13 protein-coding genes, 1 other RNA gene and 1 pseudogene are annotated in these 11,322 nt (G+C 63.4%); all 15 read right to left on the bottom strand.

Annotated elements, in window-relative coordinates:
• Positions 1–37: 37 nt before the first annotated feature.
• The 15 genes and pseudogenes from QRM95_RS09370 to QRM95_RS09300 all read right to left on the bottom strand — a co-directional run bounded on the left by QRM95_RS09370 (position 38) and on the right by QRM95_RS09300 (position 10,976).
• Positions 38–502 carry a pyridoxamine 5'-phosphate oxidase family protein gene (locus QRM95_RS09370; protein WP_285247512.1) on the bottom strand — a complete coding sequence of 155 codons (465 nt, stop codon included), beginning with the start codon at positions 500–502 and terminating at the stop codon, positions 38–40.
• 156 nt (positions 503–658) lie between these two features.
• Positions 659–1,027: a transfer-messenger RNA gene (ssrA, locus tag QRM95_RS09365) on the bottom strand.
• Positions 1,028–1,100: 73 nt separating this feature from the next.
• On the bottom strand, positions 1,101–1,574 hold the full coding sequence (gene smpB / locus QRM95_RS09360) for an SsrA-binding protein SmpB (protein ID WP_050054575.1): 474 nt from the start codon (positions 1,572–1,574) through the stop codon (positions 1,101–1,103).
• An 82-nt stretch (positions 1,575–1,656) separates the two neighbouring features.
• Complete coding sequence (locus tag QRM95_RS09355) at positions 1,657–3,087, bottom strand: peptidoglycan DD-metalloendopeptidase family protein (protein ID WP_285247511.1); 1,431 nt, start codon at positions 3,085–3,087, stop codon at positions 1,657–1,659.
• A gap of 27 nt (positions 3,088–3,114) precedes the next feature.
• Positions 3,115–4,029, bottom strand: coding sequence for a permease-like cell division protein FtsX (gene ftsX / locus QRM95_RS09350; protein WP_018760181.1), 915 nt, complete (start codon positions 4,027–4,029; stop codon positions 3,115–3,117).
• Complete coding sequence (ftsE, locus tag QRM95_RS09345) at positions 4,026–4,814, bottom strand: cell division ATP-binding protein FtsE (RefSeq protein ID WP_285247510.1); 789 nt, start codon at positions 4,812–4,814, stop codon at positions 4,026–4,028. The genes ftsX and ftsE overlap by 4 nt, the downstream gene beginning before the upstream one ends.
• Positions 4,815–4,999: 185 nt before the next feature.
• The gene (prfB, locus tag QRM95_RS09340; RefSeq protein ID WP_018760183.1) at positions 5,000–6,115 is read right to left on the bottom strand and encodes a peptide chain release factor 2; all 1,116 of its coding nucleotides are present in this window, start codon (positions 6,113–6,115) and stop codon (positions 5,000–5,002) included.
• Between the two features lie 76 nt (positions 6,116–6,191).
• Positions 6,192–6,602: a pilus assembly protein TadG-related protein gene (locus QRM95_RS09335; protein ID WP_285247509.1), complete on the bottom strand. Its 411-nt coding sequence runs from the start codon at positions 6,600–6,602 to the stop codon at positions 6,192–6,194.
• A 35-nt stretch (positions 6,603–6,637) separates the two neighbouring features.
• Positions 6,638–7,249 carry a hypothetical protein gene (locus QRM95_RS09330; protein WP_285247508.1) on the bottom strand — a complete coding sequence of 204 codons (612 nt, stop codon included), beginning with the start codon at positions 7,247–7,249 and terminating at the stop codon, positions 6,638–6,640.
• The gene (locus tag QRM95_RS09325; RefSeq protein WP_285247507.1) at positions 7,230–7,646 is read right to left on the bottom strand and encodes a TadE/TadG family type IV pilus assembly protein; all 417 of its coding nucleotides are present in this window, start codon (positions 7,644–7,646) and stop codon (positions 7,230–7,232) included. Before QRM95_RS09325 ends, QRM95_RS09330 begins: the two co-directional genes overlap by 20 nt.
• Positions 7,647–7,649: 3 nt before the next feature.
• On the bottom strand, positions 7,650–7,901 hold the full coding sequence (locus tag QRM95_RS09320; RefSeq protein WP_285247506.1) for a hypothetical protein: 252 nt from the start codon (positions 7,899–7,901) through the stop codon (positions 7,650–7,652).
• 69 nt (positions 7,902–7,970) lie between these two features.
• Positions 7,971–8,912 carry a type II secretion system F family protein gene (locus QRM95_RS09315; RefSeq protein ID WP_285247505.1) on the bottom strand — a complete coding sequence of 314 codons (942 nt, stop codon included), beginning with the start codon at positions 8,910–8,912 and terminating at the stop codon, positions 7,971–7,973.
• Positions 8,909–9,766 (bottom strand): type II secretion system F family protein, encoded by an 858-nt coding sequence (locus QRM95_RS09310; RefSeq protein ID WP_018760189.1) that lies wholly within the window; start codon positions 9,764–9,766, stop codon positions 8,909–8,911. The genes QRM95_RS09315 and QRM95_RS09310 overlap by 4 nt, the downstream gene beginning before the upstream one ends.
• Positions 9,763–10,071 (bottom strand): annotated as a pseudogene (locus QRM95_RS09305) (CpaF family protein); the annotation flags it as partial. The gene QRM95_RS09310 and the pseudogene QRM95_RS09305, both read right to left, overlap by 4 nt.
• Before the next feature lie 131 nt (positions 10,072–10,202).
• Positions 10,203–10,976 carry a DUF6994 family protein gene (locus QRM95_RS09300; RefSeq protein WP_285247504.1) on the bottom strand — a complete coding sequence of 258 codons (774 nt, stop codon included), beginning with the start codon at positions 10,974–10,976 and terminating at the stop codon, positions 10,203–10,205.
• Positions 10,977–11,322: the final 346 nt, after the last annotated feature.

Genomic DNA, 11,322 nt, shown 5'->3' with positions numbered 1-11,322 from the left:
CGGACAGGGCCGTTGGGCCCACTCCCGTCTTCCACCGTCATGCAGGTTCGTGCCGGGGGCCGTGCCCCACGTGGTTCCACCAGGTCAGCGGCGACGTGATGGTGAAGCGCCTGCCGGTTACCGAGGTGGGGACGATCCGGACAAAATGGTCCTTCTCCCCGGCCTGCCACGGAAACAGGGTAAGGCCCGCTCCGGCGAGGAGTTCATCGGAGGGCTCTAGGATGACCGCTTTTCCCTTGACCAGCACGCTCCAGGCTTTGGCGTCGTCATGGCCGTCGGCTTCCAGCGCGACCGCGAGCGGCCCGGCCGCGGCGCGCAGCTTGGTTCCCTCGCCCGTGCGGAAGACCAGCGACTGCTGGTCCACTTTGTAATTAACGGGGAAGACTTCCGGGTAGCCGTTGACGAACACGGCAAGGTGTCCAACCGAGACACCGCGCAGGAGGTCCCAGCAGCTGCCTGGGTCCAGGAGTTCAGTGGGCGTCTGCGGCGGGTCGTTGTGCATAAAGTCGACGGTAGCCGCGTGCCGGAACATGCCGCTAGAGCATTTAGGCCCGGGCGGTGTCGCCTCGCCGAACAAACGAAAACGCCCCGGTCCTGGGACCGGGGCGTTACGGCAGCAAAGGCCGGGACGTCCGTGGGATGTCCCGGCCTTTGCCGTGGGTGGAGATGGGGGGAATTGAACCCCCGTCCGATGTCGTGTTGTCAGGGCTTCTCCGGGCGCAGTTTGCGTCGGATTTTCTCGGCCCCAGCCATGCTGCAAACAGCTGGCTGATCCGGGCCCAGTCACCTAAGAGTCCCGTTTGCTCCGGTGACGGGAGCAAACAGCAGTGGCTATCTAAATGACGCCAGGATCCGGGGCGATAGCAACCCCGGGCTGACGGACTGTCTTACTGCTTAGGCAGCGAGAGCGAAGTCAGTGCGCTTAGATTCGGCACTTATTGGTTTGCAGACAGCGTTTACGAGATAATTCTGCATCCTCGGCCCGCTTCACCTGTCGCGACTAACATCGTCGAAACCGATCATCCCCGTATTTTGTTACCAAACCGGCTGGCAAGCCTGCCGGACTACCAATACTAACGCATGCCCGGCGGAAAAAATTCCTAGCGGCGCCGGTTGCGTTCGCGCATCTCGCGCTGGGCTTCGCGGTTGTCCTGCTGCTCACGCAGCGTTTGCCGCTTGTCGTATTCGCGCTTGCCGCGGGCCACGCCGATTTCCACTTTGGCCCGCCCGTCCACGAAGTACAACTGCAACGGAACAATGGTGTAGCCGGATTCCCGGACCTTGTGGGAGATCTTGATGAGCTCCTCGCGGTGCAGCAGCAGCTTGCGCCGGCGGCGGGCAGCGTGGTTGGTCCAGCTGCCCTGGTTGTATTCGGGAATGTGGATGGCTTCCATCCACAGTTCGTCGTTGTAGAACGTGCAGAATCCATCCACCATGGAGGCGTGGCCCTCCCGGAGGGACTTTACTTCGGTGCCCATCAGGGCGATGCCGGCCTCGTAGGTGTCCAGCACGTGATAGTCATGCCGGGCCTTGCGATTGGTGGCCACCACCTTACGGCCACTTTCTTTAGGCACGGGGAAACTCCTCAGGTTCAGGTTGGCTGCTCCGTGCCCGCGGCCCGGAGCTATACCAGTCTACGGCAGGGGCGGGACGCCCCTAGAGCAGTCCCATGGGGTCAACCGCGACGCCGTTGAGCCAGGTTTCAAAGTGGGCGTGGCAGCCTGTGGAGTTGCCCGTGCTGCCGGAGTAGGCAATCAGCTGGCCTTGCGAGACCCTTTGTCCGTTCGAAACCACGATGCTGGAGTTGTGGTAGTAAATGGTCGTCAGGGTGTTGCCCTGCACCACACCGTGGTCGATCTTGACGCGCCAGCCGCCGCCGTCGGCGGAGTTCCAGCCTGAGCTGAAGACTTCACCGGCTGCCGCAGCGTACACGGGAGTGCCGCAGGCCGCGCCGAAGTCGATACCGGTGTGCATGTATCCGCCGGTGCCGTAGAAGTCGATGGTGCCCGGCGGGGTGGTGCGGTAGCCGAAGCCGGAGGTGATGGGGATACTGCCGTCAAAGGGGTGGCGGAGGCCAAAGGCCGACGGCGACCCTGCTGCGGGCGGAACATACGGCTGGACAGGCGGGGCCGGGCGGTTCGCTGCCGCCGCTGCGGCGGCAGCTGCGGCAGCTGCAGCCGCTGCCTGCCTGCGCTGTTCGGCTTCCCATGCCTCGCGGGCCTTTCGGTCGCGTTCGGCGATTTCGTTGGCCACCTGGTTCTGGTTGGCCTGGACGCCCGCCAGCTGGGCCTGAATGCCGGGTTTGGCCGCCTGGAGCTCCGCATCGAGGCGGGTGGTATCGGCGATCAGCTGGTCAACCTGGGCTTTCTTGGCCGCGGCTTCGTCCCGTGCGGCCTTCTCACGTTCCAGTGCTGCATCGGCTTTGGCCTTGAGGTCCTTGATCTCACCTTCCACGGCCTGCAGCCGGGCTTCGGAGTTGACGTTGGTGGCGTTCTGCTGGTTGAGCTTGTCCATCGCCGCGTTCTGGCTGCGCATGGCCTGGTCGGCGAGGTCCATGGTGTCGGTCAGGCTGCCGCCGCCGCTGGACCCGAAGAAAAGGGAAAGATTGGAGGGCACGCCACCGGACTTGTAGGCCTGGGTGGCGATCTGGCCGATCAGCTTCTTTGTGTCGGCGATCTTTTGCTTGTCCGTTTCGAGCTGCTGGGTGATCTTGGCCTTGTTCTGCTGGGCCATGTCCACCCGGGCCGCCAGGGCTTCAGACTCTTTCACCGCGCTGGCCACGCGGCCCTGCGCGTCGAGGAGGGCCTGCTGCGCACCGGGGAGCTGGCCCTGGTAGATCACCAGGTCACCGGCGGCCTTGGCGATCCTGGAATCGACGAACTCAAGAGAGGCCTGGACACGGGCCGCTTCGGCCTCGAGCGCAGCCTTGCGGTCCTCGAGGTCGTCGGCGAAGGCTACGGGAGTTGCCACGGCCATCCCGGCGGAAAGGATGACGGCCAGTACACCGCTGACTATCCCCATGCGGCGGGCAGCGGCCCGTCCCCGGCGGAACCGGCGGCGCGGAGAGGTTTGATCGGTTACGTTCATGAGCATTCCTTGGTCGGTTTGCATAGCCTAAACGCGCAAGTATCTGCGAAGGGTCAAGAGAGACGAAATTCCTGCCAAGGATCCGCCAAGAATCAGCAGCGCCGGCGCGAGGATCAGTGTCTGGCCCGAGGAAATGAAAGCGGTGTCCGGGTACTGGCGGGACATATAGTCACCCAGGAAGAACTGCGCTACGGCCCACAAGGTGCCGGAGGCCAGCGCAGCGCCGATGACCGCGGCGATGACCCCTTCAAGGATGAAGGGCAACTGGATCACGGTTTTTGACGCGCCGACAAGCCGCATGATCCCGGTTTCCCGGCGCCTGCTGAAGGCGGAGAGCCGGATGGTAGTGGCGATCAGCAGGATCGCGCAGACGATCATCACTCCGGCGATGCCCACTGCGACCAGGGAGGCGCCGTTCATCACCGAGAAGAGGCGTTCGAGGAGCTGTCGCTGGTCGATCACGGTCTCCACGCCCGGCTGCGATGAGAAGGTCTCGCTGATGATCTGGTACTTCTCAGGGTCTTTCATGTTGATCCGGAAAGATGCCGGCAGCTGGTCCGGGGTAACCGAATCGACGATGGGCGAGTTGGAGAACTGGTCCTTGAAGTGCTTGTAGGCCTCATCGCGGGACTCGAATTGGAAGTCGTTGATGTACTGCGCCACGGCAGGTGATTCCAGCAGCGCGTTGAGGCCCTGCTGCTGCTCAGGGGTGACCGGCCCGGACGCGCACCCGGGCGCGGTCGAACCGTCACTGCACAGGAAGATGGCTACTTGTACTTTGTCGTACCAGTACCCCTTCATCTGGTTGATCTGCATCTGGAGCATCCCGGCGGCGCCCACGAAGGTAAGTGACACGAAGGTCACCAGGATGACCGAAACCACCATGGAAAGGTTGCGGCGCAGGCCGCTGCCGATCTCGGAAAGGATGAAGGCAAGCCTCATTGCCGCGCCTCACCTTCGGCACCGTTGCCCGGCAGGCCGTCGTGCGGCGCTTCCCTGCCGCTGGCGTCCTTGAGCCGCCTGGACTGGCCGACGACGGGGATCATCGAGGTGTACAGGGCCTTGGCTTCGTCGCGGATCACCACGCCGTTCTTGAGCTCGACCACCCGCTTGCGCATGTCGTTGACGATGTCGTCGTCGTGGGTGGCCATCACCACCGTGGTTCCGTTTTGGTTGATCTTGTCCAACACACCCATGATGCCCATGGACGTTGTGGGGTCCAGGTTTCCGGTGGGTTCGTCGGCCAGGAGGATCCCGGGCCGGTTGACCACGGCCCGGGCGATGGCCACCCGCTGCTGCTCGCCGCCGGACAGTTCGTGCGGCATGCGGTGTTCCTTGCCTTCGAGCCCAACGGTCTTGAGGACCTCGGGGACGGTGTCGCGGATGACGCTCCGGCTCTTGCCGATGACCTGCATGGCAAAAGCCACGTTGGCGAAGACGTTCTTTTGGGGCAGGAGGCGGAAGTCCTGAAAGACGACGCCGATGCCACGGCGGAGGCGCGGCACGCGCCAGCTCGAAATCCTGGCAACGTTTTGGCCGGCGACGTAGACGGCGCCTGAAGTTGCGCGGTCCTCCTTCAACACCAGCCGGAGGAAGGTGGACTTTCCGGAGCCCGAGGCCCCCACCAGGAAGGCGAATTCGCCGCGATCAATCTCAAGGTTGACGGAGTCCAGCGCGGGCCGGGCTTTTTGGTCGTAGACCTTGGTGACATTTTCGAATCGGATCATGGCCCTAAGTACCCTGCAGGGCATGGCTGATTGTTCTGATGCAGCCCAGTTCTGCAGCCGGTGCACGGGTTTTCGTTTGGGGGAAGTAGGGCCCCGGCCCCTCGACTATACGCAGGATGCCCGGCGCTTGGGAGGCCTTTCGGGGGCGTGTCGCCGGATCCGCTCGCGCCCGCCGTGCCGCCCGGCTACTTTTCGGCGTTGCGGTTGTCAGTGCGCCAGCGGATGCCGGCGTCGATGAAGTCGTCAATCTCGCCGTCGAACACTGCCGACGTGTTGCCCACCTCGTGTTCAGTGCGCAGGTCCTTGACCATCTGGTAGGGGTTGAGGACGTAGGAACGCATCTGGTCGCCCCATGAGGCTTTGACATCGCCCGCCAGGGCCTTCTTCTCCGCGTCTTCCTGTTCCTTCTTGAGCAAGAGGAGCCGGGATTGCAGCACGCGCATGGCGGCGGCGCGGTTTTGGAGTTGTGACTTCTCGTTCTGCATCGAGACGACGGTGCCGGTGGGAATGTGGGTGAGGCGCACGGCGGAGTCGGTGGTGTTCACCGACTGGCCTCCAGGGCCCGACGAGCGGAAAACGTCAACCCTGATTTCGTTGTCCGGGATGTCGATGGAATCGGTCTGTTCGATCAGGGGAATGACTTCCACGGCCGCGAACGATGTCTGGCGCCGGCCTTGGTTGTCGAACGGGCTGATCCGGACCAGGCGGTGGGTGCCTGCCTCCACACTGAGCGTGCCGTAAGCGTAGGGGGCCTTGACCTCGAACGTGGCCGATTTCAGGCCGGCTTCCTCCGCATAGGAGGTGTCCATGACCGTCGTGGGGTAACCATGCCGCTCGGCCCAGCGGAGGTACATGCGCATCAGCATCTCGGCGAAATCTGCCGCGTCGACACCGCCTGCTCCCGCACGGATGGACACCACGGCTTCGCGCTCGTCATATTCTCCGGACAACAGGGTGACCACTTCCAGGTCCTTGAGTGCCTTCTTGATGGATTCGAGTTCGGCCGCGGCCTCCCCCATCGAGGCGGCGTCGTCCTCGTCCTGGCCCAGTTCCACCAGGACTTCGAGATCGTCGATACGCGAGGCCAGGTTGGTGAGGCGTTCCAGCTCGGACTGCCGGTGGGAGAGACGGGAGGTGATCTTCTGCGCCGCTGCGGGGTCGTCCCACAGGTCCGGCTCCCCTGCCCGCTCGCTGAGTTCGGCGATGTCTTCACGGAGTGCATCCACGTCCGAGACGCGTTCGATGGACTCGTAGGTGGCGCGGAGGGCGCGGATTTCAGCGGAAAAATCAATATTGGCCATGGTGGTTTAACCCTACGCTATTGGCGCATACGGCCCGGCGCTGCCCGGCGCCGGTGATTGGACCGCCGGGTGGGCATCAACGGGTCAGCCGGGAACGCGCCGTCGAGGTGGCCTCGATGCGGATTCCGTCGGGAACCAGGAAGTTCACCACCGGCGGGTGCACTTCAGCGGTAAGGACTACGACGGCGGTGGAACCGTCGGGCGATCCCGTTCCGGAAGCGACGGCGAGGCCGGAGAACCGTTGGGCGGCCGGGCTCCTGTCGACGAAGTCGGCTGCCACGTTGCGCACACGGGCCGGGCTGAGGACAGCCGATGGGGTTCCGCCCTGCGATGAGACATCACCGAGCGTGTAGCTGGAGGCGGCGGCCAGCGATGCTCCGTCCGCCAGGGAGAGGAGCCGTTTGTGCTCGACATAGACACTCGATATCCCGATGACGACCGTTGCCACCAGCAAGGCCAAGGCCACGTAGCCGATGATCATCACCATCAGTTGGCCCTCCTCGGCTTCTTGCGCGCGGGGTGTCACCGGTACCGCCCCACCAGCTGGGTGGCGGAGGCCTGGACATCCGTGGCCGACAGTCCTTCGGCGAAAGGGAGGAACGGCAGCGGCACCCTGAGGCTGACGGTTACCGTGACTGCGCTTCCCGCAGCGGTGCAGTCTGCTGGTTCGCAGCTTGTCGTCATGTTTGCCCGCGCTGGTTCATGCCCGAAATCGGAAAGAGCCAAGGATACCGCCCGCTCTGCGGCCGCTTGTGCGGTGACGGGGTCGGACTGGGCAACGTACACCTTTGCTGCCTGGTCCGCGGCGCCCACGACGGCGAAGGAGCCTCCCTGGACCTGACCCACGGTGATGACGAAATACACCAGCGGGACCATCAGCAGGAGCGCCAGGAAGGTGAATTCGACGACTGCACTCCCTTGTTCGTGCTCGTTTGAGTGCCGCCGCAGGTGCTCGAGGCCAGGCCGCGACTGTTTCACCTCCAGGCCGGAGGCGTTCGCATTTTTCGGACGTTGCCCGGCATACGGTGCCGGTTCACGGCAGAGTGCTTCCGTGAGCCTTGTCCTGACGCGGAACGAGGTGGCGGTGCCGGGCGGCTTGTCTGGCGCTGATGGATCACGGCTGGATGGCGGCATGCCCTTTCACCTCCAGCATCTCCCGGGGACCGATCAGGCCAATGACCGGCAACGGTGACCGGACTGTCACTTCCAGCGTGCGCATCCCTTGAAGATTCACTTCGCGGGTGCTGACTTGCTCGGCGAATCCGGAATTCAGGGCAGTTCCGATGAGGCTGCGGGTCCGTTCCTCGGCGTCGGTGGAGTTGCGGTCTGCCAAGGTCCCGTAGCGGGCGCCGGATGCGGCAGCGTCGATGAGCGTATTCCGAACGTGCAGGACCAAAGTCAGCTGGATAATCACCAGGAAGAACAACGTGAGCAGCCCGCCAACCAGGACAAAATCCACGACGGCAGAGCCCCGCTCCCCCTCAGGGCGAAACCCGCGACGCGCCTCCGGCCGTGGAGCGGAGCGTGCCACGGATCACTTCCCTACTTTGTCCATGGCCTGATTGAACATGGCTTCCAGCGCAGGGCCGGCGAGCGCCAGGAGCGCTGCCACCAGGACGGCGGACATTAGCGTAATCATCACCCAACCCGGTACATCCCCACGTTCGGGGTTGTCTCCGGAACTCACTTTGCATCGGTGGCCGTTCACCGGCCGTTGCAATTCACACTGCACCAGGGCAGCCATACCGATAAACAGCGCCGCCAGGCGGGTTCCCATAGTTTTCATGTTGCGTCCTTTCCTGATGAATACGGTGTCCTTGCACGAGCTGCTTCACGGCAGGTAGCCCCCACAGGTTCAGAAGCCCATATTGATCGCTGCTATGCCCGGAAATACGGCGAATACCACCGTCAGCGGGAGTATTCCGAAGACCAAAGGCACCATCATTGCTATTTCTTTCCTGCCCGCCGCTTCCATGAGGTCCCGCTTGGCCGAATCACGAACATCCTGGGCCTGGGCACGGAGCACTTCGGCAAGGGGGGTTCCCCTGTCCACCGCAACGATGATGCCGTCAACGAACCTGACCAAGGGCGCAAGGTCCGTGCGCCCAGAAAACTCTTCCAAGGCTAGGACGAGCGGCTTGCCTGCCCGCGTCTCCGCGAGGATGTTCGCAAATTCCTTTGACAGTTCCCCGTGGGCGCTCCTGCAGACCCGGTCCAGTGCACCCGTCGCGCTGTCCCCTGCGCTGACAGCCAAGGCCATAAGCTCCGCCAGGCTGGGGAATTCGGCCATCATGCGCTCCTCCCGGCGCCGCACCTGGGCGCCCAGCCAGTAGTCCCGGAGGACAAAACCTGCCGCCGCGCTGCCAAGGATTGCGGCCACCGCAAAGATCGGGCTGAACCGTCCTGCGGCCGCTCCTGTGAGTACGACCGTTAAAGCGAGGGCAAAACCGGCCGCTGCCCAAAGCAACTGTTCCGCACGGAAGTCAATGGGTGACTTGCCGATCCCCGCTTGGGCCAGCCGCCGCTCCGTTGCTCCCGGTGATGGGTTGAGCCGGGCCAACGCGGAAAGCCAGTCGCGGAAGACGGGACGGAGAATCCGCTCCAGCGGGCCGAATGGTGTTAAGTTCGGATCGCCCACGTTCAGGAGCCGCGACTCCAGGTTCTGCGACTTAAGTTGGGGCTCGATCCGCTCAGCGAGAGTCATGGCACGCATCGGCGGGGACCTGAAAATCACCAGCCACAAGCCGAGGCCAAGGCCGATTCCGCAGACAATGGCGGCGGCCGGGACGGCCATCATCGGAGCACCCTTTCATCCTGGGGCAGCGCGCCGATCTTCACCATGACGGTGTAGCAAATGAGCGAAACCACCAGTCCCCCAAGCAGGACTGCAGCACCCATTGGTGTGTTGTACGCCTGGATTGCTTCCGGTCTGGTTGCCAGCAGCACCAGCACGATCCACGGTGCGGCAACAGCAAGCCGGGCCGCGTTGATCGTCCAGGATTGCCGCGCTTCCAGCTCACTGCGCGTGCGGGCGCTTTCACGGAGGAACTCTCCCAGGGTGCCGAGCAACCGCCCCAGATCCGAGCCGCCCACTTCACGGGTGAGGCGCAGGGCTTCGACGATGCGGTCTGCGACAGGATCGGCAAGCCGGTGTTTGAGCTTGTTCAGGGAGCCGTCGAATTGGCCGCCGGCCCGGTAATCGGCTCCGAACTCGCGGAACAGGGGCCGGAGTTCCTCGGGCCCTTTGTCGCCGAGTTGAATGAGGGCCTCAGGCAGCGGAAGGCCGGCGCGGATCGCCGAGCGAAGGTGATCAACGACGTCTGGCCAGAGCTGGCGGAGCAACGCTGACCTCTTTCGGGCCCGCCAGCGGAGCAGCGTGACAGGCAGCCACGATCCGAAGAGGCCGAAGCAGCCGGCAATCGGCCATGAACGACTGAGCGCGAAGAAGACAAGGGCAATGAACAGCCCCAGACCAAGGCAGGTCCCGACCAGGCCACGGGCCGATACTTTCTCCACGCCCGCGGCAACGAGCAGGTCGCTGATACGTCCTGGCTTCCGCTCCCGGCGTCCGGCATCAGGAGTCTCCCAGCAGGACCACCAGATGAGGAAGAAACCCACCCCGGCCACGGCTCCCACCATCGCGGAAATCATCGTGCGTCCAACAGGGCGGCGACGTCGTATCCCGCCCGCGAGAATTTTTCCGCGGCCGGCATTGCATTTGCCCTGGGCTGAAGGACGCCGCCCTCCAGGGCGAAGACGAGGGACGATTCAATGATTCCGTTCTCCACCCGGCGACCCAGAGAAAGGATCTGGGTGACCTGCCGCCGCCCATCTGCCTGCCTGCTGCAGTGCACAACAAGATCGATGCAGGATGCGACTGTGGGTACTACAAAAGCGCTGGAGATGTTCTCCCCCGCGAGCAACGGCAGCGTGCAAATCTTCGTGACGGCATCAGAGGTAGTGCAACCATGACGTGTACCAAGCGGTTCTTGTTTAGTCTAGGAAGTTCACGGGCCCTGGGGCGTCACATAGGGACTTGAACCGCCAGGCCCCGCTTATCGCGGCGAGGTATCCCGGGCATTCCCGGTTATTGCCGCCGCACCTTGATGTCGGGGTGGTTCTCCTCGACCCAGTCGGCCATCCGGTTGCCCCGCAACGCTATGAACTTCAGCGAGGCTTCCCGAACCTTGATGTACTCGTCCTTCGTGACCGGGACGCCCGGACGCTCGAAGACCTCGTCCTCATCCTCCTCGAGGAAGAAGTCGATCTTGCCCTCCGGCGTCACGAGATCCTGGAAGTGGAAGAACTCCACGAACTTCTCGAACGTGCCGAAGAGTTCGAAGAAGTCCCCATAGTTAGTGATGACGTCGGCGAGAGGGCCGCCTGGCTCGTTGGCATAGTGGCGCCGGATGCATTCCAGACTCAGGTCCATCCGGTCTGCGATCCGTATCCGCATTCCCCTTGCGGTGTTGAGGGTGGGCAGGTGTACTGTCCCGACGGGCCAGATCATGGCACTGCCGATCGTGTACGGCGGATTGAAATAGCGGCGCTTCTGCTCATCACTCAACGCGGCCTTAGCCTCAACCAAGGCCTTGGGCCTACCCCACCTGGTGTAGGAGTTCGTGATGGCGTCACTGCCGAACGTGAACCACTTGTCCGGCGTCTGCTCGAAAATCAGGTAGTTCTTCCGGCGCACCTTGGGATCTTCCGAGACCACCAGTTCGAACAGCTGCCCCTCGCATAGCTCTTTGGTCCAGAGCAGCTGATGGTCAGCCTTGAGCCGCCGACTGTGGGAGTCCGGGTCCTTTCCTGGAGGCGTGGTGTCGAGAAGGTAGTCGAAGGCGAGGTCGAAGACGCGCATGAACGGAAGTCTATGTGCCGGCCCCTTGCGAACCGCGGAACCTGCGGCTGAAACAAGCTTGTCCCCGCGGGCGGTCGCGGATGTCCCTCTACGGGTAGACGAATTGTTAATTTACTAGCGGAAAGCACGGGATTCCGATTGTTAAGGTCCGGCCAGAAACCCCGCAAACACAAGGACTAATGGTTGATTTTCGGGCCGATTGGACTGTTATTATGCGTGTCGTTAACGTATATGCGTCTCGTTTAACCCATCGCTGACAAAAGCTCGGCGCCGACGGACACAACCGGAGAGGTCTGCAGGATCTCGCCTTGTCCCTGCTCCGGCTGGGCTCGACTCGCGCGTTGGC

It is taken from the genome of Pseudarthrobacter sp. efr-133-R2A-89 (genome assembly GCF_030209315.1).
In the GTDB taxonomy this organism is placed as follows: domain Bacteria; phylum Actinomycetota; class Actinomycetes; order Actinomycetales; family Micrococcaceae; genus Arthrobacter.
Note: the sequence above shows the minus strand (reverse complement) of the source record. Positions and strands in the feature narration are given on the sequence as shown.

Coding starts and splice junctions, on each gene's coding strand:
- QRM95_RS09315 (WP_285247505.1), bottom strand. CDS start 8,912: ATGATGGCCGTCCCGGCCGCCGCCATTGTCTGCGGAATCGGCCTTGGC.
- QRM95_RS09335 (WP_285247509.1), bottom strand. CDS start 6,602: ATGGTGATGATCATCGGCTACGTGGCCTTGGCCTTGCTGGTGGCAACG.
- QRM95_RS09300 (WP_285247504.1), bottom strand. CDS start 10,976: ATGCGCGTCTTCGACCTCGCCTTCGACTACCTTCTCGACACCACGCCT.
- QRM95_RS09320 (WP_285247506.1), bottom strand. CDS start 7,901: ATGAAAACTATGGGAACCCGCCTGGCGGCGCTGTTTATCGGTATGGCT.
- QRM95_RS09330 (WP_285247508.1), bottom strand. CDS start 7,249: ATGCCGCCATCCAGCCGTGATCCATCAGCGCCAGACAAGCCGCCCGGC.
- QRM95_RS09370 (WP_285247512.1), bottom strand. CDS start 502: ATGCACAACGACCCGCCGCAGACGCCCACTGAACTCCTGGACCCAGGC.
- QRM95_RS09310 (WP_018760189.1), bottom strand. CDS start 9,766: ATGATTTCCGCGATGGTGGGAGCCGTGGCCGGGGTGGGTTTCTTCCTC.
- ftsE (WP_285247510.1), bottom strand. CDS start 4,814: ATGATCCGATTCGAAAATGTCACCAAGGTCTACGACCAAAAAGCCCGG.
- QRM95_RS09355 (WP_285247511.1), bottom strand. CDS start 3,087: ATGAACGTAACCGATCAAACCTCTCCGCGCCGCCGGTTCCGCCGGGGA.
- ftsX (WP_018760181.1), bottom strand. CDS start 4,029: ATGAGGCTTGCCTTCATCCTTTCCGAGATCGGCAGCGGCCTGCGCCGC.
- prfB (WP_018760183.1), bottom strand. CDS start 6,115: ATGGCCAATATTGATTTTTCCGCTGAAATCCGCGCCCTCCGCGCCACC.